The following is a 22,796-nucleotide window of genomic DNA, read 5'->3' as shown; positions in this document are numbered from 1 at the left end:
GTTTTTATGCATGTCGTTGTCTCGAAACCGGGGCCACTTTTGAGCGACATGCACTAGAAAACTCAGGCGGCCGGAGCTCGCTGGACCAGCATGTCGATGCCGAGCAAATGACGCACATTCGGGCGCGCCGCCACCATATCGGCGATGGTGTAGCGGGAGAGTACGGCAAAGAAGGCGTTGAGCGCCTCGCGCAGCGCCGAATTCAGCTGGCAGCTGTCGACCAGCGGGCATTCGGCGGCGTCGTTTTCGAAGCACTCGGCCATGGCGAAGCTCTCTTCGGTCACCCGTACGACGTCGAACAGGCTGATCTGCTCGGCGGGGCGGCCGATCCTCACGCCGCCATTCCTGCCGCGCACCGTCTCGACCAGGCCATGCTCGACCAGCGGCTGCAGGATCTTGAACAGGAAAAGCTCCGACACCGAATAGGCGGCCGCAATCTCGGGGATGCGGCTCAGGCGATCGTTGTTGGCGGCGCAATACATCAGGATGCGCATGGCGTAGTTGGTCTGGCGCGTCAGCCGCATTTAATTCCTCACCCGAGTGCTGGCGCGCTGGAACTGCACCAGATTTTAGATTGTGCTGGTGCGGCTTTCTCACCCGGAGTTTCGGATTCGCCCACACTGGCCCGATCGGAATATGGCCTATACCTTGGAACAATTCCAGACTGGGATTTCATGATAGATGAACATTCTCGTCAACTTTGCGTGCGAAACCGGCAATTCCCGGACGAAATCGGCCCATCCGATCATGCTACGGGCCCAAACACCCCCTAAATAGCCCATGCCAGATAGCCAAGAGATCGATGAGGAGCGGCGTATCATGTCCCAATCGGCTTCGTCCCTGGCGCCTGGCGGTTTTGATGCCGAGACGGGCGCCAAGCTTTTCGCGTTGCGGCGGACAAAGTTCCTCGCCACGGCTGCGCTGGTGCTTTGCGTCGTGGTTTTTGCCGTGGCCAAATCGTTCGAGGCCAAGTATCCGTGGCTGGGCTTCGTGGCGGCCTTCGCCGAGGCGGCGACCATTGGCGGCCTGGCCGACTGGTACGCGGTGGTGGCGCTGTTCAAGCGGCCGCTGGGCCTGCCGATCCCGCACACCGCCATCATCCCAGCGAACCAGAACCGCATCGCCGATAATCTGGGCCGCTTCATCGAGGTCAATTTTCTGGCGCCGGAGCCGGTGCGGGAAAAGCTGGCCGAGGTCGATTTTGCAGCACTCGTCGCCGACTGGCTGACTGACGCCGAACGCTCTGCCGGCCTGTCACGCTTCGTCGTACGGCTGGTCCCGCAGACGCTTGCGGCGATCGAGCAATCCGGCCTGCGCGGCTTCGTCACCAGCCGCATGCTGGAGCAGATCGACAAGGTGCCGCTGGCGCCGCTCGCGGCCGAATTGCTGTCGGCACTGACCGACGACCGCCGCCACCAGAAACTCTTCGACGAATTCACCAGGGTGATCGGCCGGTTCCTGAACGATGAAGAGGCGCTGGCGACCATGCGCGAGAAAATCCGCGAGGAATTGCCGTCGCTGTTCAACCTGTTCAGAGCCGACGCCTATCTGCTGAAAAAGATCGTCGCTTCCGCCGGTTCGCTGCTTGACGAGGTGCGGGCCGACCCCGACCATCCGATGCGCGCCGAATTCGACCGTTTCGCGCACAGCTTCATCGAGCGGCTCAGAACCTCGAAGCAATACGCCAAACGGGCCGAGAAGCTGAAGCGCGATTTCCTGGCGCGGCCGGAAGTGAAGTCGCTCGCCGGCGACATGTGGCAGAGCCTCAGCGTGTTCATCGAACAGGACGCCAAGGCGGAGAATTCGATTGTTCGCGCGCATCTCGCCAACATGTTCGTCGAGGTCGGCCGCCATCTCTCAGGCGATCCGCAGATCAGGGCCGACATGAACCGGGGCTTTGTCGTGGCGCTGTCGTCGTTCGTGGAGAGCCAGAAGAGCGGTGTGTCGACATTCATCGCCGACCAGGTCAAGCGCTGGGACCTCGCCCAGCTGACGAGGCTGATCGAGATGAACATCGGCAAGGACCTGCAATATATCCGCTTCAACGGCATGATTATCGGCGGATTGGCGGGTATCGTGCTCTACACGGCGGAGAGGCTGTTTCTCGCTGGCTGATGCTGCATTTGCCGCTGAATTGCTTGGGCGTGCGAATGGACACACGGCGCGCGAGTGCTATTGTCCAGAACAGGGTTCAGCATTTGCGACAACTGGGGAGCACGAGCAATGGCCAAACAACCCGACTCCGATTCGTTCCTGGACATGTTCAGCCGGTTCGGCCGTGACCTGAAGGTGCCGAATGTCGAGGCGATCCTCGCGCATCACCGCAAGAACCTCGAGGCGCTGGAAAGATCCGCGCGGGCGGGAGCTGCCGGCGCGACCTCATTGTTGTCCAGACAGCGCGAGATGCTGCAGGACACGCTGCGTGAAGTCAGCGACATGGCGCAGAGCTACAAGGCGCCGGGCAATCCCCAGGAACTGATGACAAAACAGGCGGAGTTCGCCAGGAAATCCTTCGAAGCCGCCCTGAAAAATGCCGGCGAAGTGGCCGAGCTGGTCAAGAAATCCGGCACCGAATCGATCGAAATCCTGCGCAGCCGCATCAAGGAAGCGATGGAGGAAATCCGCTCGGGCTATGACAAGAAGTGACTCTCAACGCAACCATGAGAGGAGTGGCCGGTTGCGGCGCATGAGCATGGACGAGGGACGCTGTTTGGCGGAAAATGGCGGAACGGAATCGCAACGGGCGAATTGACAGGAGCCGTCCGTTCGTGGTCCGAGGCACTGGGAGCCACCGGGAAAGCAGGAATGACGGAACTACGGCCGAAAACGCCGCCGACCTTCGAGCAGTTAAGGGCGATGGCCGGGCAGGAGCTCGGCGTGTCGGAATGGACGACCGTCGACCAGAACCGCATCAACCAGTTTGCCGAATGCACAGGCGACCATCAGTGGATCCACGTCGATCCGGAGCGGGCGAAGCGGCAGAGCCCATTTCGCACCACGATCGCGCATGGCTATCTGACGCTGTCGATCATCGGCGCGCTGGCGCTGGGCATGGGCATCGTCCCCGAAAACACGCAAGCCGCCTTCAATTACGGCTTCGACAAGGTGCGGTTCCTGGCGCCCGTCAGGGTCGGCGCACGCATCCGGCTGCGCACGACGCTGTTGTCGGTGGAGGACAAGGGGCCGGGCCAGTATCTGATGAAGGCCGCCAATACGGTCGAGATCGAGGGCGAACAGAGGCCGGCGCTGACCGCCGAAACGCTGGTCATGCTTTATGAGCGGCGCAAGCGGGCGGGAGCGTAAGCTCCCTATCTTCGGTCATGATGGCTGTTGCCGCACCGACAGCCTGCCGCCGGCGCGGGTCGAGAGCAGTGCCAGCAACAGCGCAGCCATCGCCAGGACCGTTGCCGTCTGAAAGGTAACCTGCATGCCGTGGGCGGCTGCCGCTGAGGTCAGCATGTCCTGGCTTTGCCGTTCTCCCGTCGAGGCAGCCGCAAAAATGGCGCCCATAAGCGATGCGCCGGTGATCAGGCCGAGATTGCGCAACAGATTGAGCAGGCCGGACACCACGCCGCGCTCGCCGGCAGCGACACCGCTCATGACGGCGGCATTGTTGGATGTCTGGAACAGGGCGTACCCGAAGCAGGTGACGGCGATCGGCACGGTATAGCTGGCAATGCCGAGTTTTGTTGCGGCGAGCGACAACAATGAGGTTCCGACGGCAAGACTGAACAGTCCGACGACCATCATCCTGTGCGCGCCGAAGCGATCGGTGAGGCGGCCGGCGACGAGCGCCGAGAGCGCGGAGACCAGCGGACCTGTCGACAGGACCACGCCGACCATCGCAGCATTGAGCCCCAGCGCTCGCGACAGATAGAATGGAGCGACCACCAGGGTCGCCATCATCACTGTGGCGACAACGAGGTTCGTGGCGAGGCTGGCGCTGAGCCGGATGTCGTACAACCGGGCAAGCCGGATCAAGGGACTTTTCGCCTTCGTCTGCGCAACGCCGAACAGAACGACGCCGATGCCGGCGGCCACCAGCAGGCCGATGTTGAGGGCGCCGAAATGGCCGCGGCCGAGCGTCATGGCCAATGCATAGGCGGCCAGCGTCAGGGCCAGCAAGACCGTCCCGATCGCATCGAAGCTGTTTTGAGCTGCTTCCGCAGTCTTGTCGCGGGCAGGCAGGGCCAGCGAGGCGAGGGCAAAGGTCAGGAGGCCGAGCGGCACATTGACGAGGAAGATCGCCCGCCAGCCGAAGCCGGCGATCAGCAAGCCGCCAAGCGAGGGGCCGAGCGTCGTGCCGATTGCCGACATGGCGCCGAGCAGGCCCATGGCGCTGCCGGTTCTCTCCCTGGTCACGGTCTCCGCGACAAAGGCCAGCGTCAACGCCATCATCAGCGCGGCACCCAGTCCTTGTACGGCGCGCGCCGCAATCAGCAGCCAGAGCGTCGGCGCCAGGCCGCAGAGCACCGAGGCCAGTGTGAACAGCGCGATGCCGCCGAGCAGCAACGGCCGGCGGCCGACCATGTCAGCCAGGCGCCCGGCGCTGACGATCAGGGCGGTGATGGCGAGCAGATAGGCGAGAACCACCCATTGCACGGACTGGAAGGACGCACCGAACGCCTGCATGAGGGAAGGCAGTCCAACGCTGGCAATGCTGGTTCCAAGCGAGGACAGCAGCGTGGCGAGCGACAGGCTGGCCAATGCCAAGACAGGAGAGTGGGCCAGGCCTGCGGACCGGGTTTTCTGCGGCGCCGATGCGCACTCGTTCTGCTCGGCAGTTGCCATGGCGATTTCCTCCTTGTCAGTCCCGCAACCGGACCTGTCGGAGATCTAGTCGTCAGGGTGGAATGGCGGAAGGCGCAGCATTTGCATCTTAATCGTGCACCAAACGCCATGGCATGTGCTACAATCCGCCAATGACATCGCCCGACCTCAATCTGCTGTTCGCTCTCGACGTCCTGCTGACCGAAGGTAGCGTGGCTCGCGCGGCAACCCGGCTGCGGCTCAGCCCTTCGGCGATGAGTCGCACCCTGGCGCGACTGCGCGAAGCGACCGGCGACCCGCTGCTGGTTCGGGCCGGTCGAGGCCTTGTGCCGACGCCGCGCGCGGAGGCATTGCGGCAGCAGACCGGCCGTGTCGTCCAGGAAGCAGAAACGTTGCTGCGCCCTGCCAGGCCTCTCGATCTCGCGAAGCTGAACCAGATCTTCACGCTGCGCACCAATGAAGGGTTCGTCGAGGAGTTCGGGCCGCGTCTTGTCGCTCGCATCCAGGCCGAGGCGCCGGGCGTGCGGCTGCGATTTGCGCCGAAAGCCGACAAGGATGTCGCCTCGTTGCGCGACGCAGCGATCGATCTGGAAATCGGCGTTGCCGGCGAGACCGGACCTGAAGTGCTGATACAGGCGCTGTTCCGTGACCGGTTCGTCGGCGCCGTAGGAGCCGGCCATCCCTTGAGCGAAGGCGCGGTGACGCCTGAACGCTACGCGGCCGGCCGCCACATCAGCGTTTCACGGCGGGGTCGGGAAAGAGGGCCGATCGATCAGACTTTGGCGCTGCTCGGCCTGCAGCGAACCGTGGCGTGCATGGTCTCCGGCTTTTCGGCTGCACTCGCCATGGCGCGCGCTTCGGACCTTATTGCCAGCGTGCCCGAACGGCACACGCAAGGCGCACGCGCCGGCATGGTCAGCTTTCCGCTGCCGGTCGCCACGGTGGAGGTCACCATCTCGATGCTCTGGCATCCACGGCTCGATGCCGATCCGGCGCAACGCTGGCTGCGAGATTGCGTTCGGAAGGTCTGCGCGGCCTCCCGCTGAGCGCTCAGCGCGCCATTGCCGCCTTGAGCACCCTGAAAATCCGCTCGTCCTGGCACTGGGCAACGTTGAAGCGCAGGAACCGGCTGGCGGTTCCCGACAGGCTGAATGCATTGCCGGGCGCCAGCACGATGTTGTCGGCCAATGCACGGCGAGCAATTTCAGCCGCATCCACGCCATCCGGCAGGCTGCACCACAGGAACAAGCCGGCCGGTTGGTCGATCCAGGGCGTGATGCCGATCGCCTTCAGGCGCGCGCCCGTCTCACCCATGGCGCGGGAAAGCCGCGCGCGCAGCAATTCCATGTGCTTGCGGTAGCTGCCGTCCCTAAGCAGCGTCAGCACCAGTTCGGCCGCCAGCCGGCCGCCGCCGAAGGTGGTGGCAATCTTGAGGTCGGTGAGTTGCTCGATCCAGTCGCGCGGTGCCGCGATGAAGCCGCAGCGAACCGACGCCGATAGCGTCTTGGAGAAGCTGCCGATATGGACGACGCGGTTGAGGCCGTCGAACGCCGCCAGCCGAGGCGCTGGGCTGTGCTCGAAATCGGCGAAGATGTCGTCCTCGACGATGGTCAGGTCCGACTGGTCGGCGAGCTTCAGCAGCCGGTGCGCGGTGACCGGCGACAGGATCGCGCCGGTCGGGTTGTGGATGGCGGAATTGGTGATGTAGAGGCGCGGCCTGTGCTCGGCGAGCGCCTGCGCGAACAGCTCGATATCAGGCCCCGATGGCGTGTAGGGCACGCTGACGACCTTGGCGCGGTGGGCGCGCAGCAGCGCGTGAAAATTGAAATAGCAGGGGTCGTCGACTAGCACGGTATCGCCCGGTTCGATCAGGAAGCGGCACAGAAGATCGATGGCCTGCGTGCCCGATTCGGTCAGCATGATCTGTTCGGGCGAGACCTCGATGCCATGGCCAGCCATGCGCCGCGCGAGCAATTGCCTGAGCGGCGGCAGGCCGAGCGGCGTGCCGTAATCGGCTAGGTCGACATCGTCGGCGCGCGCCACGGTGCGCAGCGCCCGGCGCAAGGCCCCCTGCGGCATCCATGAGGCCGGCATCCAGCCGCAGCCGGGTTTCAGCATCTCGTCGCCGGCTTCCAGCGACTGGCGCGAGACCCACAGCGGATCGACAGCGCGGTCGAGCCGCGGGCCTATCTCGGCCAGCGACAGTGGCGCCAGCGATCCGGCGGCATAGAAACCCGAGCCCGGCCGTGAGCGTATCGCGCCTTCGGCAGCGAGCCGCTCATAGGCTTCGACCACGGTCGACTTGGACACCTGCATGGCCTTGGCAAAGGCGCGGATCGAAGGTAGCCGCGCGCCTGGCGTCAGGCTGCGCGCCGATATCCGCTGGCGGATGGTCGCCATGACAGTTTCCACAAGCGTGGTCGCGACAGGAGGGTGCGCATTGCCGGTTTCCAAAATGAGTTCGGTCATCTGTATTGCTCTGATAGCCATTACAGTTTTGCGGAATTGTACTGCATTGTCTCTGGCTGCACCATAGGCACTTGCCCGATAGAGGGCGAAAGCAATGGAGCCTGGAATGGACAAAACCGCGAGCGGCTGGATGAACGGATTCATCGGCGTGCTGATCTTCTCAGGCTCGCTGCCGGCAACGCGCGTGGCCGTGGCCGATTTCGATCCGATATTCCTGACTTCGGCCCGCGCCGCGATTGCCGGACTTCTCGGTCTCGCCATGCTGATGCTGTTTCGGCAGAAACGCCCGGAGCGCGGCGATTTTCTGTCGCTGGTGATCGTCGCCCTTGGCGTGGTTGTCGGCTTTCCCTTGCTCACCGCGCTGGCGCTGAAGCACGTCACCTCCGCCCATTCCATCATCTTCGTCGGCCTGCTGCCGCTGGCCACCGCGATCTTCGGCGTGCTGCGCGGTGGCGAGCGTCCGCGCCCGGCCTTCTGGCTGTTTTCCTGCATCGGCAGCGCGCTGGTCGCCGGTTTTGCCCTGATGCAAGGCGTAACGGCCTCACCTGTCGGCGACGGCCTGATGCTGGTCGCCATCATCGTCTGCGGCCTGGGCTATGCCGAGGGGGCGGCATTGTCGCGCAGGCTGGGCGGCTGGCAGGTGATCTGCTGGGCGCTGGCGATCTCGCTGCCGATCATGCTGGTTCTGACCTTTGCGACGCTGCCGTCGTCCTTCGCCGGCGTCGGCTCCGGCGCCTGGGCGGGTCTCGCCTACGTCTCGCTGTTCAGCATGCTGATCGGCTTCGTGTTCTGGTACCGCGGCCTCGCCCAAGGCGGCATCGCTGCCGTCGGGCAGTTGCAGTTGCTGCAGCCCTTTTTCGGCCTGGCGCTGGCAGCGTCGCTGCTGCACGAGCAGGTCAGCCCGCTGATGGTGGTCGTCACGCTCGGCGTGGTGGCCTGCGTGTTCGGGGCGAAGAAATTTGCACGCTAGGAGTTTGGTGGTGGAGGGCGACTCCGCCCTAGAACTTCGTCACCACCCCAATGCCAATCCCCTCGAAACCGCCCATCGCCATCAGCGCCGCCGGCGCCTCGTCAAGGCTGATCTTGTTGCCGACCAGCAGTTCGGGCTTGAGCTTGCCGGTGCGGATCATCTCCATCATGGCGGGGTAGCGGTAGGCCTGCATGCCGTGGCTGCCGAGGATTTCCAGCTCGAAGGCGATCACCTTGTCCATCGGCACTTGCGGGCGGGCATGTTCGCCCAGCATCAGGCCGACCTGCACGTGGCGGCCGCGCCGGCGCAGATTGGCAATCGAGTTGAAGGATGTCGTGGGGTGGCCGAGCGCGTCCATAGACATATGCGCCCCGCCATTGGTGATCTGCTTGACCGCCTTGACCACGTTCGGCGTGGTCGAGGCGTTGATGGTCGCCACGGCGCCGATCTTTTTGGCGAAGTCCAGTTTCTCGTCGGTGAGGTCGATGGCGATGACATTGGCGCCCATGGAACTGGCGATCATGATCGCCGACAGGCCGACGCCGCCGCAGCCATGCACCGCCACCCATTCCCCCGGCGTCACCCGGCCCTGGTCGACAATGGCGCGAAACGAGGTGACGAAGCGGCAGCCGAGGCTGGCGGCGGTGGCGAACTCCATCTCCTCGGGCAGGCGCACGAGATTGGTGTCGGCATGCTCGATGGCGACATATTCGGCAAACGATCCCCAGGCGGTGAATCCCGGCTGCGTTTGTTGTTCGCAGACCTGATGATTGCCCGAATTGCATTCGAAGCAGCGGCCGCAGCCGACGCAGAACGGCACGGTGACGCGTTCGCCGGCCTTCCAGCGGGTCACCTGCTTGCCGACGGCGACGACGATGCCGGCCAGTTCATGGCCCGGCACATGCGGCAGCGTGATGCCGTCATCATGACCCATCCAGCCATGCCAGTCGCTACGGCAGAGCCCGGTCGCCTCGACCTTGATGACGACGCCGTCGGCAGCCGGTTTCGGATCCGGCACGGTCAGGATTCTCGGCGTCTCACCGAATTTTTCGAAGACGACGGCTTTCATCGGCAACTCCCCGTGCTCTGCTCCGGCATTGTGAGCCTATTCGGCATCTATCTGATTCTCCGGCGCCGCCTTCTGAAAGGCCGGCAGCGCCATGCAGGCGGCGTGGATGCGCGAGATCTCGGGGTAGGGTGTCAGGTCGACGCCGAAGCGGGCGTTGCTGGCGATCTGGGCGACCAGGCAGATGTCGGCGAGGCCCGGTGCGTCGCCATGGCAAAATGTGCCGGTCTCATCCGATGAAGCCAGAATCTTTTCAAGCGGCTGGAACCCTTCGTTCACCCAGTGGCGAAACCAGTGGATGACATCCTGGTCGCCGGCGCCGAACAAAGTGCGCAGCGAGGTCAGCACGCGCAGATTGTTCACCGGGTGGATGTCGCAGGCGATCATCTGCGCCAGCATTCGCACGCGCGCCCGGCCGAGCGCGTCCTTCGGCAGCAGCGACGGTTCGGGGTGGGTCTCGTCGAGATATTCGATGATTGCCAGCGACTGCGTCAAAAGCGTGCCGTCGCCCAGGATCAGCGCCGGCACCAGCCCCTGCGGATTGACCGCGCGATAGGCCGGCTCCAGATGGTCGCCATGCCGCAGATGATGCGGCACGTAGTCGTAGCCCAGCCCCTTCATCTCGAGCGCGATGCGCACGCGGTAGGAGGTGGAGGAGCGGTAGTAGTTGTGGAGGACGAGGTCGCTCATTGGATCACGGTTTGTCGGTGGAATTTTGGCCGATCGAATCTTGGCCGACAGTGATCTCGATGGTGCCGATGCCGTCGACACCGCCGGTCATCGTCTGACCCGGCGCCACCGCGCCGACGCCGGCCGGCGTGCCGGTGAAGATCAGGTCGCCCGGTTGTAGTACAACCGCACCGCTGCAGATCGAAACGATATCGGCGATCGGCCAGATCAGTTCGGCGAGGTCGCCCTCCTGTTTCACCGTGCCGTCGACGGCGAGCCAGATGCGGCCCTTTTGCGGGTGGCCGGATTTGGCGGCTGATACCAACGGGCCGCAGGGCGCCGATCGGTCGAAGGCCTTCGACCAGTCCCAGGGCCGCGCCGCTTTCTTGGCCTCGTCCTGCAGGTCGCGGCGGGTGAGGTCGATGCCGACGCCGTAGCCCCAGACATGCTCGAGGGCTTCAGCGCGGGGGATGCGGAAGCCGGCCTTGCCGATCGCCGCCACCAGCTCGATCTCATGGTGCAGGTTTTGGGTCAAAGGCGGGTAGGGGACCGTGGTGCCGCTATCGACCACCGCATCGGCCGGCTTGGTGAAGAAGAAGGGCGGGTCGCGTTCGTCATTGCCGAGTTCGCGGGCGTGCGCGGCGTAGTTGCGGCCGACGCAGAAGATGCGGCGCACCGCAAAGCGCTCGGCAGCGCCTTCTATGGCGACCGATGGTATTGCGGGCAAGGGAAGGACGAAGTCTGTCATGCGGGGTCTCTGCCTGGGTTGTTGCCGGCACATTCGACCGATTTGGACGGCCGGGCAAGGCGTCAGCGCCAGCAAAAGCATCGGCTGCGCCTTGATTGTCGGATAAAGTCGGCTTCGCCTCCGGGGGTTAAGATGGCGATAGACTATTTGCCAATAAGCTGGCCATACCAGCGGGAGTATCGTGCCCACGGAGAACTGAAACGAACACCATGACCGCAATCAACGATCGCGCCCGGTTTCTGATCATCGACGACCATCCGCTGTTTCGCGAGGCGCTGCACAGCGCCGTGCAGATGGCCTATCCGGAAGTCGACACCGTGGAGGCGCGCTCGATCGCCGAGGCGCTCGATCTCCTGGGTGGGATAAAACCGTTCGATCTGGCGCTGCTCGATCTCAACATGCCTGATGTCCATGGCTTCGATGGACTGCTGCAACTCAGGACCCGCCATCCGCGGCTGCCGGTGGTCGTCGTCTCGGGCTATGAGGAGCCGAAGATCATCTCCGAGGCGTTGTCCTATGGCGCTGCCGGCTTCATCCCGAAATCGGCGCGCAAGAGCGATCTTGCGGCCGCAATCCGCTCGGTGATGGAGGGCGCGATCTATGTGCCGGAGACATATGAGGGACAGCCGCCCGACGCCGACAGCGCCGACCGCGCCGATATGGTGCAGCGGCTGGCCAAACTGACGCCGCAGCAGCTGCGCGTGCTGCAGATGCTGCGCCAGGGCCTGCTGAACAAGCAGATCGCCTACGAGCTGCAGGTCGGCGAGACCACGGTCAAGGCGCATGTCTCGGAGATCCTGCGCAAGCTCAACGTCTACAGCCGCACGCAAGCGGTGATTGAGGTGTCGAAGCTGGACAATGCGGAGCTGTTTCGCGATCAGGCCGGGTTTTGATCTTTACCCTCCCCCTTGTGGGGAGGGTCGATCCGCGAAGCGGAGCGGGGTGGGGGAGCTTGGCGCTGCACCCCGCCCCGGCGTTGCGCGCCGACCCTCCCCATCGAGGGGAGGGTATGGGGCTCAAGCCAACAAATGCGCCAGCAGTGCTCGCAATTGCGCTGGTTTCAGCGGCTTGCGCATCAGTTCGATGCCGGCGGCGCGGGCGGCTTTGACGACGGCCTCCGATCCGTCGGCGGTGACGATCAGCGCCGGCACGGCGCGGCCGAGATAATCGCGGACTTCGGCGATGGTGGCGGTGCCGAGGTCGCCGTCGTCGAGATGCTGGTCGGCAATGACGATGTCGGGCACCCAGTCGGTGTCGCCAAGCAGGCTGACCGCAGCCTCGGTCGAGGTCGCGGCGCGCACCAGGCACTGCCAGCGCTCGAGCAGGAAAGTCATCGCCTGCAGCACGTCGGCGTCGTTTTCGACCAGCAGCACCTTGGTGCCGAACAGGCCGTAGCCGCGCGGCCGCTCCATTTCGGCAAGGCTGGCGATGGCGTCGGCGCTGGCGCCGATGCCGACCGGCACGTCGATGTGGAAGATGGTGCCGCGCCCAACCCTCGAGGAGAACGTCACGGGATGACCGAGCGCGGCAGCCATGCGCCGCACGATGGCAAGGCCCAGGCCCAGCCCGCCGCCGGAGATCCCGGTGTCGGCTGGAATGGCGGAGCCGCGATGGAACTCCTCGAACACCGCCTCGCGCTGGTCGTCGGGAATGCCGCAGCCGGTGTCGGCGACATCGATGCGGATGGTATCGCCGCGATGCCTTGTGCCGACAAGCACGCCGCCCGAAGGGGTATAGCGCAGCGCATTGGACAGGATGTTTTGCAGGATGCGGCGCAAGAGCGTGCGGTCCGAACGCACCACGGCGCTGACCGGGCGGAACTTCAGCGCCAGCCCCTTCATCTCGGCCACGGGCAGGAAATCCGACCGCAGCGAGGAAAACAGCGTCTCCAGATTGACATCGCCGATGTCGGGCTGCACCACACCGGCATCGAGCTTGGAAATGTCGAGCAGCGTGCGCAACAGGTCTTCCATGGTCTCCAGCGAGCGCTCGACCTGACGGACAAGTTTCTTGCCCTCGTCGCTGGTCTGCACTTCGGCCAGCGCCGAGACGGAGAGGTGGGCGGCGTTCAGCGGCTGCAGCACGTCATGGCTGGCGGCGGCCAGGAACCTGGTCTTGGACAGGTTTGCCAGCTCGGCGTTTTCCTTGGCGGCGCTGAGGTCGATGTTCGACTGTTCCAGCCGGCGCAAGGTCGAGTGCAGTTCCTCGGTGCGCATGCGCACGCGGTTTTCCAGTGAAATTGCGGTCTGGAACAGCGAGAAGGCGTTGCCCTGCTGGTCCATCGAGCGCTCGACGCGGCTGACCAGAGCGGCGTTGATCTTCTTCAGCCTGTCGACGTCGTCGATATCCCTGAGCGGCATGGGCTATTCCGCCGCCTGGCGTTCGCCGAAGGCGATGCCGGTGAAGGTTTGGTTCAGATGCATCGAACGGTACTGTTCGCCATAGGTGCCGAAGCCGATGACATTGTTGACCCGGTAGAGCTCCGAAATGTCGCGGAAGACCTGGCGGTTGCGCGCGTCGAGCCGGCGCAGCACGCAATCGAAGCCGAGGATCATGTCGATGCCGCCGAGCCGCTCCTCGACGTCGCGCAGTGCGGCGCGCGTCGATTCCACCATGTCATTGGGCTGGGCGATGGAGAGCACGACGCCGTCGTCTATGGCGCAGAAGAAAGACAGTGAGCCGTCGGCATGCATCTTCTGGATCGAGCGGCAGTAATATTCGCCGCCCACTTTCACCACCACCGGGTGCGAGGCGAAGCTCATCGGCGTCAGGTTCTGCGCAACGATGCCGACCGAGGCTGCATATTCCTCAGCCGCGTTGGTGGCGTTGAATTCGCGCACGGTGCGGTGGTCCGGATCGGATGCCGTCACCACCAGCTTCTCGTCGGTTGGGATGAAATTGTCGGTCTTGAAGACATGGAACGGGATCTCGGTGGCGATCAGCACAATGATGGCGCTGTCGGACGCAACCTTGCCGTTCGAAATCAGCCTGGTGGTTTCGAATTTCAAATCGTCGCCCGCCGAACCGCCGATCAGCGGGATGTCGTCCAGCCCCCAATGGATGGCCGAGGTTACAGCTTCCTCGGCAAAGGACAGGCCGTCGATGAAGCAGAGCGCGAAGGTGCTTTTGGCATGGCAACTGCCGGTGCGTCCGCGCAGCAACCGCCGCAAGCCCTCGACTTCATCAGTGATCCTGTCCATTCCCGACGAGGAGAGATTGTCGACCATGGTGCTGACCGCCGAAAACGACGCTGAGGGAAAGAGCAGCGCCAGCACATGGCCTTCCTCCAGGCCCTGGGGGGTGATCTCGCCGGCGGTCGAGCAGGCGGCGTAGGCCAGCGTCGGTGCGTGGGTCTTCAGCCCTTGCGAAAGGACGCTCGCGTCAAACAAGCTCTGGGAGAAGAACAGCAGGGCAAAGCCGGCATCGATGGCTGCGGCCTCGACAGCGACCGCCAGGGCGAATGCATCGGCGTCGGGCTCGTCGGTGGTGAGCGCCGACAGACCGGATGCATAGCTCGTCCGTGAACTGGCCAGAGGCTTCCTCCCGATATCCTCCGACGCTTCCTGCGCGCGCCCGTTTTATGTCTCTCGGCGAGCTGGCGTCGAGGGCATTGTTGCCCCCTATTCGCTCTTTGGCAATGGGGCGGACAGGCCCATGATTTTCGTTTTCTCCATGACCGAAAGTACAATGAGCGCCGTGTGTTTTTTGCGCTTTGTGCAGTGTACCAATAGCGCATGGCCGAGCGCCAAAGCCGCATCGGCAGCATGACTACCAAGGTCATACCCAGGGAGGATGCATGTCGGACGTTTCGTTTGTCGTGAACGGAAAACGGATCAGCGGCGCTGCCGAGGACCGAACGCTTCTGGTTCATTTCCTGCGCGAAAATCTTGGTCTCACCGGAACGCATGTCGGTTGTGACACCTCTCAATGCGGCGCCTGCGTCGTGCATGTCGACGGCAAGGCGGTGAAGTCCTGTTCGATGCTGGCCGTGCAGGCCTCCGGGTCGACCGTGGTGACGATCGAAGGGCTTGCCAATGGCGGCGACCTGCATCCGATGCAGGCCGCGTTCAAGGAACATCATGGGCTGCAATGTGGCTTCTGCACGCCGGGCATGATCATGACCGCGACCGACATGATCGCGCGCCATCCCGAAGGCCTTGACGAGGCGACGGTGCGCGCCGAGCTCGAAGGCAACATCTGCCGCTGCACCGGCTACCACAACATCGTCAAGGCGATCCTCGCCGCATCGCAGACTATGGCGAAGGTGCCGAAGGGCAGGGCGAAACAGGCAGCGTAAGAAAGAAGCGAGTAGCGAATAGGGAGTAGCGAGTAGTCGGTTTAGCCGAACCGCTCCGAGCACAATTCCCTACTCACTAATCACTATTCGCCACTCACTATTCGCTATTCCGGAGGAATTCCTATGGGCATTGAAGGTATCGGCGCTCGGGTCGTGCGCAAGGAAGACAAACGCTTCATCACCGGCGCCGGCCGCTATGTCGACGACATGGTGGTTCCCGGCATGAAGCATGCCGCTTTCGTGCGCAGCCCGCACGCGCATGCTCAGATCAAGAAGATCGACGTCAGACGAGCGCAGGCGATGCCCGGCGTCATCGGCGTCTTGACCGGCAAGGAGCTCAAGGCCGACGGCATCGGCAACCTGATCTGCGGCTGGATGATCCATTCCAAGGACGGCTCGCCGATGAAGATGGGCGCGTGGTCGCCGCTGGCCGTCGACAAGGTGCGCTATGTCGGCGACGCGGTCGTCATCGTGGTGGCGGAAACCAAGGGCCAGGCCCGCGACGCGGCCGAAGCGGTCGAGATCACCTACAAGGAATTGAAGGCGGTGGTCGATGCCACCAAGGCGCTGCAAAAAGGTGCGCCGCAGGTCCATGCCGAAGCCGAGGACAATCTTATCTTCGACTGGGAGATCGGCGATGCCAAGGCGACCGACGCGGCGATCCAGGCGGCGGCCCATGTCACCCGCATGAAGATCGTCAACAACCGGCTGGTTCCCAACGCCATGGAGCCGCGCGCGGCCCTTGGCCATTACGACAAGGCCGAGGACCATTTTACCTGCTGGACGACGTCGCAGAACCCGCATGTCGCGCGGCTAGTGATGAGCGCCTTCTACAATGTCGCGCCGGAAAACAAGCTGCGCGTCATTGCGCCCGATGTCGGCGGCGGCTTCGGCTCGAAGATCTACATCTATCCCGAAGAGATCGTCTGCCTGTGGGCGTCCAAGAAAACCGGCGTCCCGGTCAAATGGGTCGCCGACCGCACCGAAAGCTTCCTCACCGACGCACATGGCCGCGACCATGTCTCGACGGTCGAAATGGCGTTCGACAAGAACAACAAGATCACCGGCTTCAAAGTCGACACCATCGCCAATCTCGGCGCCTACATGTCGCTGTTCTCGTCTTGCGTGCCGACCTATCTCTACGCGACGCTGCTGTCGGGCCAGTACAACATCCCGACGATCCACGCCAATGTGCGCACCGTCTACACCAACACGGCACCCGTCGACGCCTATCGCGGGGCAGGGCGGCCGGAAGCCACGTATCTGCTCGAACGGACAATGGAGACGGCCGCACGTGAACTTGGGGTCTCGCCGGCGGAGTTGCGGCGCATCAATTTCATCACCGAGTTTCCGCACCAGACGCCGGTCATCATGAATTATGACGCCGGCGATTACGGCGCTTCGCTCGATGCGGCGACACAGGCGTCCGACTATGCCGGCTTTGCCAAGCGCAAAGCGGCGGCCGCCAGCCAGGGCAGACTGCGCGGCATCGGCATGAGCTGTTACATCGAGGCCTGCGGCATCGCGCCGTCGGCGGCGGTCGGCTCGCTCGGCGCCGGCGTCGGCCTGTGGGAATCGGCCGAAGTGCGGGTCAATGCCGTCGGCACGATCGAGGTGCTGACCGGCTCGCACAGTCATGGCCAGGGCCATGAGACGACCTTCGCGCAACTCGTCAACCAGCGTTTTGGCGTGCCACTGGACTCGGTCTCGATCGTCCATGGCGACACCGACAAGGTGCAGATGGGTATGGGGACCTACGGTTCGCGCTCGGGCGCGGTCGGCATGTCGGCAATCGCCAAGGCGCTCGACAAGGTCGAGGCCAAGGCCAAGAAAATCGCCGCCCATCTGCTCGAAGCCGACGAGGGCGACATCGTCATCGAGAATGGCGAGGTCAAGGTCGCCGGCACCGACAAGAGCCTGCCCTGGTTCCAAGTGGCTCTTGCCGCCTACACCGCTCACAATCTGCCGGCAGGCATGGAGCCGGGACTGAAGGAAACCGCCTTCTACGATCCGGCGAACTTCACTTTCCCGGCCGGCTGCTACATCTGCGAGGTCGAGATCGATCCGGAAACCGGCACGACCGAGATCGTCCAGTTCGTCGCCGCGGACGATTTCGGCAACATCATCAACCCGATGATCGTCGAGGGCCAGGTGCATGGCGGCATCGCCCAGGGCATCGGCCAGGCGCTGCTGGAAGGCGCTCACTATGACGATAGCGGGCAGCTTTTGACGGCGAGCTATATGGACTACACCATGCCCCGCGCGGACGACCTGCCGTCATTCAAGGTGTCGACCTCGAACACGCCGTGTCCGAGCAATCCGCTCGGCATCAAGGGCTGTGGCGAGGCCGGCGCCATCGGCTCGCCGCCGGCGGTCATCAACGCCATCACCGACGCTTTGGGGATTGTGGACATCGCCATGCCGGCCTCGCCGTCGACGGTGTGGGCGGCGATTAGGGCGAAGAAATGAGTGAGTAGGGAGTAGTGAGTAGGGAATGGGCATTACCGGAGATGACAGCGTCCCTATTCCCTACTCCATACTCACTACTGCCTAACCACTTCAGGGGAGGATCCCATGTACGCAGTCAACTACCACCGCGCCGCCTCGGTCGCCGACGCCGCCAAGCTGGTGAAGAGCGGCGACGCCAGGCTTTTGTCAGGCGGCATGACGCTGATCCCGGCGATGAAGACGCGGCTCGCCGCACCCTCCGACCTGATCGACCTGTCGCGGATCAAGGAACTGCAAGGCGTCAAGGTGTCGGGCAAGACCGTCACCATCGGCGCCGCCACAACCCATTACGACGTCGCCAATGACGAGAAGCTGCGGAAGGCCTGTCCGGCGCTTGCGCACCTTGCGTCGCTGATTGGCGATCCGGCGGTGCGCCACAAGGGCACGATCGGCGGCTCGGTCGCCAACAACGACCCAGCCGCCGATTATCCGGCGGCGCTCTTGGCGCTGGGCGCCACCATCGTCACCAACAAGCGCGAGATTTCAGCCGCGAAATTCTTCACCGGCCTGTTCGAAACGGCGCTGAAAGAAGGCGAGATCATCACCGCGGTGAGTTTTACCGCGCCGGCCAAGGCTGCTTACGAAAAATTCCGCAACCCGGCCTCGCGCTATGCGATTGTCGGCGTGTTCGTGGCCAAGGGCAAGGACGGGGTCAGCGTTGCCGTTACCGGTGCCGGCGATGACGGCGTGTTCCGCTCGAAGGAGATCGAAGCCGCACTGGCGAAGAATTTTGCCGCATCGGCGCTCGACGGCGTGAAAGTGCCGGCGAAGAATTTGATGACCGACCTCCACGCTTCGGCCGAATACCGTGCCAATTTGATCGCCGTGATGGCCAAGCGCGCGGTGGCGGCAGCCAACGCCTGACATCATAAAGCTACTGACAAGGAAAGGGGCCATCGCGGCCCCTTTGTTCGTCTGCGGCGGGCTGTAACTGCCCAGTCCTTGCGGGTTCGCTGCCACGCGCAAATCCGTTGTTTCAGGTAATTCCCGTGCAAGAACAGGCGCATACTTCCCAAGGGACTGCCTAGCCCCATTCTCGCACTTGCACAATCTGATATTGCACTGCAATATGTATAGCTTGGCGGAACACGGGGTGGATTCTGCGCGCGGCGGTGTGAGCTGCGCCAAGATCTTGCGTCGTAGAGGATCGGCATGGCCGACATCTCCGCAGCGTCTGTTGCCCTGCCGCGGGCCACAGCCGACAAAGCAGCCAGAGCAAGACTGGCCTATCTCGATGGCTGGCGCGGGCTTTCGATCGCACTGGTGCTGATCGGCCATTTCTTCCCCGTTCCCGGGATCAATCTCGGCGTGCTCGGCGTCGAGTTCTTCTTCGTGCTCTCAGGCCGGCTGATGGGCGAGATACTGTTCATCGAACGCTTTCCGCTGAAAAAATTCTTCAAGCGTCGCTTTTCGCGCATCTATCCCGCGCTGCTGGTGTTCGTGACATCAGCCATGATCGGGCTCTCCGGCACCTTTATCGGCTTCAAATGGAAGGCGGCGCTGACGGCGCTGACATTCACCTACAACTATGCCGGAATTCTCATCACCCGCGCCGGCGCGCTCGACCACATCTGGTCGCTATGCGTGGAAGAGCACGCCTACATCATCCTGGCGCTGATCAGCGTGGCGGTGACCGGGCGGGGCAATGTCGTGCGGCTGCTGGTGACGCTGTCGCTGCTGGCGATGGCCAATGGCGCCATTTCGTACTGGGTGCTCGGCATGGATTACGAGCACAGCTATTGGCGCACCGACGTGCATATCGCCTCGATCCTGCTGTCGGCATCGATCTGCCTGCTCAGGCACGATGACCGGCTGCCGGCATTCCTGAAGGGTCCCTATGTCAGTCTGGTGTCGGCGGCCGCCGCCATTCTGCTGTTCCTCGATCCGGTGCCGACGCCGGTCCACTATCTCCTGGCGGTGCCCTTGCTGGCGCTTGCCGTCAATACGCTGGACACCAGCAGCTGGCATCTGACCGGCCTGCTTTCATCCAGGCCGATGGTGATGATCGGGCTGTGGTCGTACTCGCTCTATCTCTGGCAACAGCCCTTCTACAAATTCGTCGCCGAGCAGGGCAGTGCGCCGATCCCGATGCTGGCGGCTGTCTTCGCCTGTGCATTATGCAGCTACTATCTGGTCGAGAAGCCCGCGCGGGCCTGGCTGAACCGGAATTGGTGAGGGCTACGGACTCCTAATCTTATGCTGCCGTGGCGATCTGCTTGCCGATCATCAGCCAGCGATGCGTCAGCCCGCAATCTGCCTGAGGTAGTAGCGCACGGTCTTCTGGCCGCCATGGATCGCCGCTTCGCCGACTTGCGCAAAGCCAAGCGCGGCATGGAAGGCGTCCGAAGCCGGATTGGGCGGTTCGGCATTCACCTCGCAGGTGACGATGCTGTGGCCCGCGCGTGCGACTTCCCCGAACAGATCCTCGTAGAGCCGGCGGGCATGGCCGCGGCCGCGCGCTTGCGCCGCGACGACGACGCGGTCGACATAGACGAAGCGTGGATAGCGCTCGCGGAACCAGAGGAAATTCGGGCTGTCGTAGGCCGCATTCTGGTCGAAGGTCATGATGAAGGCTTCGAGCGTGCCGATGCGCCTGACGTAAAACGCTTCGCCAAGCAGGAAGGACAGCCGTTCGGGCTCGAGCCATGACAGTTCGGCGGCGTGCTCATTGTTGAGTGCGAGGATGGCCGCTTCGTCCTGAGGCGAGACACGGCTGATCGGCGACGGCCCAGTCACGGCTTCGCTCATCATGCTCTGGCCGCCGCAATCGTCGCGGCAACCAGCGCCCCATCGGTGACTGTGGTGCGGTATTCGCGGTCGAGATCGCCGCCGCCCATGCCGACTTGCGGGTTGCGGTAGGCCATGGCGCTCGGTACATCCTTGAGCGCGGCGAAGTGCATTTCCGTCAGCCCGGTTGATGCCAGCACCCCGGCGATGTTTTCGGGGTCCAGCGCGCCGCAGCCGAGGATGATGATGCGGCCGTCGGCCTGGCGGACGAGATCCGCCAACAGGCCGGCGCCTTCCACCGCGGTGTCCCTCTGGCCGCTGGTCAGCACGCGGCCGACCTTGCAGCGGATCAGCGCTTCCAGCGCCTCGGCCGGGTCGCGGGTCATGTCGAAGGCGCGGTGGCAGGTGACGGCGAGCGGACCGGCGGCATGGACCAGCGCGCCCATGCGGGTTTCATCGATGGTGCCGTCGGCATCGAGGCAACCGACAACGACGCCGGCGACGCCGAGGTCACGAAGCGCTGCGACATCGGCGAGCATCGAGCTGTATTCGGCCTCGCTGTAGAGGAAATCGCCGCCGCGCGGCCGCACGATGACATGGAAGGGAATTGTCGCGCTCTCGAGTGCGGCGCGCACCGTGCCGAGGCTGGGCGTGATGCCGCCTTCGACCAGGCTGGCGCAGAGCTCGACCCGGTCGGCGCCGGCGGCCTGCGCAGCCAGCAGTCCATCGATGCCTTCGACGCAGATTTCGATCAGGGGGCGAGCATTTCCGACCAAGGGGCGATCCTTTATGATTGCATGACGGCCAGCCCTAGCATCGGCTCGGTTGGTGGGGAAGCCGGAACAGCCAGTCGCTGCTTGGGCCAGCCCGGCAACCCGGCCGATCCGCAATTACTGGCGCAGCACCGTGTTCTTGGCGCCTTGTTCGACCTGGTCGATGACCAGCAGCTTGACCGGGCCGTCGCCGATGTTGGTGGCCTGGTGCCACTGGCCGATCATCTCGATGATGAAATCGCCCGTCTTGTAGGTGTTGCTGTTGCCGGTCTCGACATTCGTCACTTTGAGTGTCCCGGCCTCGACATAGGCGTAGCGGGCAAACGGGTGCTTGTGCACCGGCAGAGTGGCACCGACCGCAATGTCATAGGTTGAAACCAGGACCTGGACATTTTTCTGCGGCAGCACGATCGGCTGGCCGGACGCCGTCTGGCTGCGATCGGCAAGCGGTGTGACGACAACCGGCGGGATGGTACTGTCCAGCGCCCGAGCGGGGTTTGCAGATAGCGCTGCCGCGAACAGCAGCATCGATGCCAGGATCTTTCGCATGGTTCCTCCAGGTTTTACCGCCACCGCGCGGCGCGACGCCAAAGTTCTAACTCTCGTCAGTTACTGGAGACACAACGTCATCCGCCGGTGCCGTCGTCCATCATCGTATTCGTGAGCGCTTCATAGATGTTGCTGCATACCTGAGACCGCGGACAGTGTTTTACGATGAATGCCGGCACGACAGTCAGTGCGGCGGCGATCAGGATTTGCAGGAAGAGAGGAGCAGGCTCGAAGCGTTTGCCAAACAAGGCTCGGCAAGCGAAGTAGAGACTTTGAGCCAGGCACGCCCAGACAAGGACATGCAACAGCGTGCTCGTTGCTCTTGCATAGGGCGTTATGTATCCGTCGGGAAAGCCGACCATGCCAAGGTCGACGAGCCACTGCAGAGCCAGCAGGCAGGACAGGCATGCCCACAGAAAGGGCGCTACGCGGGTAACTAAAATTCTGCTGCGGTCAACGCTCATGTGCAATCGAAGCACAACAGCGCTCGGCCTTCCAGAGCGGCTGCTGCGTGGCTTGGAGTATCGCCTATTTAAGAGTGCGCAGCGTGATGGAGTAGCGGTGACCGGCGACCGGCGGAATGCTGTGCTCCCACTCGTGGCGCGCCGGACCGTCCATGAGATAGAGGGACCTCGGTTCGACCTCGATCGTCTCGCGATCCCATTTGGAGCCGTTTTTGCGGCGCAGCCGAAAGCTGCAGGGCGCCAGCAGCGAGACGCCGGCGACGAGATCGAAATGCGGCTTGTCGCGATGCCAACCTATGCCCGCGCCCGGCGGATACTCGTTGATGAGCACTTGGGCGAATTCCGTGGCCTGCCTGCCGGCAAAATCCGCGACCTTGTCGCGAAGCGGCAGCAGGAATTTCGGGATGGGCGGCGCTTCGACGACCTGGCGCCGGTCGTAGTCATAGCGCCAGCCGAAGCCGGCGACCTGCCGGTTGGCAATATGGCCATGGAAATCGAACGGCTTGAAGGACAGTTCATTGAGGTGACGGACCAGTTCCGCCTCTTCGTCCGTTGTGATCAGGCCCGGCCGGTAGGAAAATCCTTCCGGCAGCGTGTCGGCCGCGCCGAAGAGATCGCCCTGGCTGGCATACGCTGTTGTGCTGGATTTCGTCTGTGCCATCTGACGGAGAGATAGGAAGCCTCGCCGCCTGGGCAAGATTTTCGGCGTTGTGATGCGCCTCCCTGACGGAACCTCCGCATCGTTGCGGCATTACGCATTTTCGAAGCAGGATCTGGGGCGAAGCA

The 22,796-nt window shown here is 63.6% G+C and carries 23 protein-coding genes; 10 read left to right on the top strand and 13 right to left on the bottom strand.

Annotation, left to right across the window (positions count from 1 at the left end):
- Positions 1-62: 62 nt before the first annotated feature.
- On the bottom strand, positions 63-524 hold the full coding sequence (gene rirA / locus AC3EMP_RS24040) for an iron-responsive transcriptional regulator RirA (RefSeq protein ID WP_023672640.1): 462 nt from the start codon (positions 522-524) through the stop codon (positions 63-65).
- Between the two features lie 295 nt (positions 525-819).
- Between rirA and AC3EMP_RS24035 the strand changes: the two genes are divergently transcribed.
- The 3 genes from AC3EMP_RS24035 (at position 820) to AC3EMP_RS24025 (ending at position 3,303) form a co-directional block, all read left to right on the top strand.
- Entirely contained in the window at positions 820-2,115 is a 1,296-nt protein-coding gene (locus AC3EMP_RS24035) for a DUF445 domain-containing protein (protein ID WP_023739062.1), read from the top strand.
- A gap of 108 nt (positions 2,116-2,223) precedes the next feature.
- Positions 2,224-2,646 carry a phasin family protein gene (locus AC3EMP_RS24030; protein ID WP_023672638.1) on the top strand — a complete coding sequence of 141 codons (423 nt, stop codon included), beginning with the start codon at positions 2,224-2,226 and terminating at the stop codon, positions 2,644-2,646.
- A 159-nt stretch (positions 2,647-2,805) separates the two neighbouring features.
- A complete protein-coding gene (locus AC3EMP_RS24025; RefSeq protein ID WP_023681725.1) occupies positions 2,806-3,303 on the top strand; it encodes a MaoC family dehydratase in 498 nt (165 codons plus the stop codon).
- Between the two features lie 15 nt (positions 3,304-3,318).
- Here the strand turns inward: AC3EMP_RS24025 and AC3EMP_RS24020 are convergent, their stop codons facing one another.
- A complete protein-coding gene (locus AC3EMP_RS24020) occupies positions 3,319-4,791 on the bottom strand; it encodes an MFS transporter (protein WP_023818083.1) in 1,473 nt (490 codons plus the stop codon).
- A gap of 131 nt (positions 4,792-4,922) precedes the next feature.
- Here AC3EMP_RS24020 and AC3EMP_RS24015 point away from each other — a divergent pair, with 131 nt between their 5' ends.
- Positions 4,923-5,816 (top strand): LysR family transcriptional regulator, encoded by an 894-nt coding sequence (locus AC3EMP_RS24015; protein ID WP_023714388.1) that lies wholly within the window; start codon positions 4,923-4,925, stop codon positions 5,814-5,816.
- A gap of 4 nt (positions 5,817-5,820) precedes the next feature.
- On the opposite strand, the gene AC3EMP_RS24010 is transcribed toward AC3EMP_RS24015, so the two are convergent.
- Positions 5,821-7,239 carry an aminotransferase-like domain-containing protein gene (locus tag AC3EMP_RS24010; RefSeq protein ID WP_023739060.1) on the bottom strand — a complete coding sequence of 473 codons (1,419 nt, stop codon included), beginning with the start codon at positions 7,237-7,239 and terminating at the stop codon, positions 5,821-5,823.
- A 106-nt stretch (positions 7,240-7,345) separates the two neighbouring features.
- Between AC3EMP_RS24010 and AC3EMP_RS24005 the strand changes: the two genes are divergently transcribed.
- A complete protein-coding gene (locus AC3EMP_RS24005; RefSeq protein WP_352711522.1) occupies positions 7,346-8,209 on the top strand; it encodes a DMT family transporter in 864 nt (287 codons plus the stop codon).
- A 28-nt stretch (positions 8,210-8,237) separates the two neighbouring features.
- Here AC3EMP_RS24005 and AC3EMP_RS24000 read toward each other — a convergent pair whose 3' ends face one another.
- The 3 genes from AC3EMP_RS24000 to AC3EMP_RS23990 are packed head-to-tail and all read right to left on the bottom strand — an operon-like array spanning position 8,238 to position 10,692.
- A complete protein-coding gene (locus tag AC3EMP_RS24000) occupies positions 8,238-9,278 on the bottom strand; it encodes a zinc-dependent alcohol dehydrogenase family protein (protein WP_023697653.1) in 1,041 nt (346 codons plus the stop codon).
- Between the two features lie 36 nt (positions 9,279-9,314).
- A complete protein-coding gene (gene maiA / locus AC3EMP_RS23995; protein ID WP_023672629.1) occupies positions 9,315-9,965 on the bottom strand; it encodes a maleylacetoacetate isomerase in 651 nt (216 codons plus the stop codon).
- A gap of 4 nt (positions 9,966-9,969) precedes the next feature.
- Positions 9,970-10,692, bottom strand: a complete 723-nt coding sequence (locus AC3EMP_RS23990; protein WP_352711519.1) for a fumarylacetoacetate hydrolase family protein — start codon at positions 10,690-10,692, stop codon at positions 9,970-9,972.
- 209 nt (positions 10,693-10,901) lie between these two features.
- On the opposite strand from AC3EMP_RS23990, the gene AC3EMP_RS23985 reads away from it, so the two are divergent.
- Positions 10,902-11,585: a response regulator gene (locus AC3EMP_RS23985; protein ID WP_023672627.1), complete on the top strand. Its 684-nt coding sequence runs from the start codon at positions 10,902-10,904 to the stop codon at positions 11,583-11,585.
- A 123-nt stretch (positions 11,586-11,708) separates the two neighbouring features.
- Here AC3EMP_RS23985 and AC3EMP_RS23980 read toward each other — a convergent pair whose 3' ends face one another.
- Both AC3EMP_RS23980 and AC3EMP_RS23975 read right to left on the bottom strand, forming a co-directional pair.
- Positions 11,709-13,052 (bottom strand): ATP-binding response regulator, encoded by a 1,344-nt coding sequence (locus AC3EMP_RS23980; protein ID WP_352711518.1) that lies wholly within the window; start codon positions 13,050-13,052, stop codon positions 11,709-11,711.
- A gap of 3 nt (positions 13,053-13,055) precedes the next feature.
- A complete protein-coding gene (locus tag AC3EMP_RS23975) occupies positions 13,056-14,225 on the bottom strand; it encodes an FIST N-terminal domain-containing protein (RefSeq protein ID WP_488494741.1) in 1,170 nt (389 codons plus the stop codon).
- 263 nt (positions 14,226-14,488) lie between these two features.
- On the opposite strand from AC3EMP_RS23975, the gene AC3EMP_RS23970 reads away from it, so the two are divergent.
- From AC3EMP_RS23970 to AC3EMP_RS23955, 4 genes are all read left to right on the top strand, one after another.
- Positions 14,489-14,989, top strand: a complete 501-nt coding sequence (locus AC3EMP_RS23970) for a (2Fe-2S)-binding protein (RefSeq protein WP_023681712.1) — start codon at positions 14,489-14,491, stop codon at positions 14,987-14,989.
- Between the two features lie 123 nt (positions 14,990-15,112).
- A complete protein-coding gene (locus tag AC3EMP_RS23965; RefSeq protein WP_023688177.1) occupies positions 15,113-17,458 on the top strand; it encodes a xanthine dehydrogenase family protein molybdopterin-binding subunit in 2,346 nt (781 codons plus the stop codon).
- A 105-nt stretch (positions 17,459-17,563) separates the two neighbouring features.
- The gene (locus tag AC3EMP_RS23960) at positions 17,564-18,361 is read left to right on the top strand and encodes an FAD binding domain-containing protein (protein WP_023672622.1); all 798 of its coding nucleotides are present in this window, start codon (positions 17,564-17,566) and stop codon (positions 18,359-18,361) included.
- A gap of 288 nt (positions 18,362-18,649) precedes the next feature.
- On the top strand, positions 18,650-19,672 hold the full coding sequence (locus AC3EMP_RS23955) for an acyltransferase family protein (RefSeq protein WP_352711513.1): 1,023 nt from the start codon (positions 18,650-18,652) through the stop codon (positions 19,670-19,672).
- A 66-nt stretch (positions 19,673-19,738) separates the two neighbouring features.
- Here AC3EMP_RS23955 and AC3EMP_RS23950 read toward each other — a convergent pair whose 3' ends face one another.
- From AC3EMP_RS23950 to AC3EMP_RS23930, 5 genes are all read right to left on the bottom strand, one after another.
- Positions 19,739-20,245 (bottom strand): GNAT family N-acetyltransferase, encoded by a 507-nt coding sequence (locus AC3EMP_RS23950; RefSeq protein WP_352595575.1) that lies wholly within the window; start codon positions 20,243-20,245, stop codon positions 19,739-19,741.
- Complete coding sequence (locus AC3EMP_RS23945; RefSeq protein ID WP_023697648.1) at positions 20,245-21,000, bottom strand: copper homeostasis protein CutC; 756 nt, start codon at positions 20,998-21,000, stop codon at positions 20,245-20,247. Before AC3EMP_RS23945 ends, AC3EMP_RS23950 begins: the two co-directional genes overlap by 1 nt.
- 114 nt (positions 21,001-21,114) lie before the next feature.
- On the bottom strand, positions 21,115-21,546 hold the full coding sequence (locus tag AC3EMP_RS23940) for a cupin domain-containing protein (protein ID WP_023681708.1): 432 nt from the start codon (positions 21,544-21,546) through the stop codon (positions 21,115-21,117).
- A 77-nt stretch (positions 21,547-21,623) separates the two neighbouring features.
- Positions 21,624-22,010 (bottom strand): hypothetical protein, encoded by a 387-nt coding sequence (locus AC3EMP_RS23935; RefSeq protein ID WP_023697647.1) that lies wholly within the window; start codon positions 22,008-22,010, stop codon positions 21,624-21,626.
- 64 nt (positions 22,011-22,074) lie between these two features.
- Positions 22,075-22,671: an alpha-ketoglutarate-dependent dioxygenase AlkB gene (locus AC3EMP_RS23930; RefSeq protein WP_023701700.1), complete on the bottom strand. Its 597-nt coding sequence runs from the start codon at positions 22,669-22,671 to the stop codon at positions 22,075-22,077.
- Positions 22,672-22,796: the final 125 nt, after the last annotated feature.

Source organism: Mesorhizobium sp. P160219 (assembly GCF_057786095.1).
The sequence above is the reverse complement of the archived record's forward strand: the minus strand, read 5'-3'. Positions and strand labels throughout refer to the sequence as shown.

What these genes read in the sequence shown, in the direction of transcription:
- AC3EMP_RS23970 (WP_023681712.1), top strand. Translation starts at nt 14,489, where the DNA reads ATGTCGGACGTTTCGTTTGTCGTGAACGGAAAACGGATCAGCGGCGCT.
- AC3EMP_RS23960 (WP_023672622.1), top strand. Translation starts at nt 17,564, where the DNA reads ATGTACGCAGTCAACTACCACCGCGCCGCCTCGGTCGCCGACGCCGCC.
- AC3EMP_RS24010 (WP_023739060.1), bottom strand. Translation starts at nt 7,239, where the DNA reads ATGACCGAACTCATTTTGGAAACCGGCAATGCGCACCCTCCTGTCGCG.
- AC3EMP_RS24025 (WP_023681725.1), top strand. Translation starts at nt 2,806, where the DNA reads ATGACGGAACTACGGCCGAAAACGCCGCCGACCTTCGAGCAGTTAAGG.
- AC3EMP_RS24000 (WP_023697653.1), bottom strand. Translation starts at nt 9,278, where the DNA reads ATGAAAGCCGTCGTCTTCGAAAAATTCGGTGAGACGCCGAGAATCCTG.
- AC3EMP_RS23965 (WP_023688177.1), top strand. Translation starts at nt 15,113, where the DNA reads ATGGGCATTGAAGGTATCGGCGCTCGGGTCGTGCGCAAGGAAGACAAA.
- AC3EMP_RS24020 (WP_023818083.1), bottom strand. Translation starts at nt 4,791, where the DNA reads ATGGCAACTGCCGAGCAGAACGAGTGCGCATCGGCGCCGCAGAAAACC.
- rirA (WP_023672640.1), bottom strand. Translation starts at nt 524, where the DNA reads ATGCGGCTGACGCGCCAGACCAACTACGCCATGCGCATCCTGATGTAT.
- AC3EMP_RS23930 (WP_023701700.1), bottom strand. Translation starts at nt 22,671, where the DNA reads ATGGCACAGACGAAATCCAGCACAACAGCGTATGCCAGCCAGGGCGAT.
- AC3EMP_RS24005 (WP_352711522.1), top strand. Translation starts at nt 7,346, where the DNA reads ATGGACAAAACCGCGAGCGGCTGGATGAACGGATTCATCGGCGTGCTG.
- AC3EMP_RS24035 (WP_023739062.1), top strand. Translation starts at nt 820, where the DNA reads ATGTCCCAATCGGCTTCGTCCCTGGCGCCTGGCGGTTTTGATGCCGAG.
- AC3EMP_RS24015 (WP_023714388.1), top strand. Translation starts at nt 4,923, where the DNA reads ATGACATCGCCCGACCTCAATCTGCTGTTCGCTCTCGACGTCCTGCTG.
- AC3EMP_RS23985 (WP_023672627.1), top strand. Translation starts at nt 10,902, where the DNA reads ATGACCGCAATCAACGATCGCGCCCGGTTTCTGATCATCGACGACCAT.
- AC3EMP_RS23935 (WP_023697647.1), bottom strand. Translation starts at nt 22,010, where the DNA reads ATGAGCGTTGACCGCAGCAGAATTTTAGTTACCCGCGTAGCGCCCTTT.
- AC3EMP_RS23950 (WP_352595575.1), bottom strand. Translation starts at nt 20,245, where the DNA reads ATGAGCGAAGCCGTGACTGGGCCGTCGCCGATCAGCCGTGTCTCGCCT.
- AC3EMP_RS23980 (WP_352711518.1), bottom strand. Translation starts at nt 13,052, where the DNA reads ATGCCGCTCAGGGATATCGACGACGTCGACAGGCTGAAGAAGATCAAC.
- AC3EMP_RS23940 (WP_023681708.1), bottom strand. Translation starts at nt 21,546, where the DNA reads ATGCGAAAGATCCTGGCATCGATGCTGCTGTTCGCGGCAGCGCTATCT.
- AC3EMP_RS23955 (WP_352711513.1), top strand. Translation starts at nt 18,650, where the DNA reads ATGGCCGACATCTCCGCAGCGTCTGTTGCCCTGCCGCGGGCCACAGCC.
- AC3EMP_RS23990 (WP_352711519.1), bottom strand. Translation starts at nt 10,692, where the DNA reads ATGACAGACTTCGTCCTTCCCTTGCCCGCAATACCATCGGTCGCCATA.
- maiA (WP_023672629.1), bottom strand. Translation starts at nt 9,965, where the DNA reads ATGAGCGACCTCGTCCTCCACAACTACTACCGCTCCTCCACCTCCTAC.
- AC3EMP_RS24030 (WP_023672638.1), top strand. Translation starts at nt 2,224, where the DNA reads ATGGCCAAACAACCCGACTCCGATTCGTTCCTGGACATGTTCAGCCGG.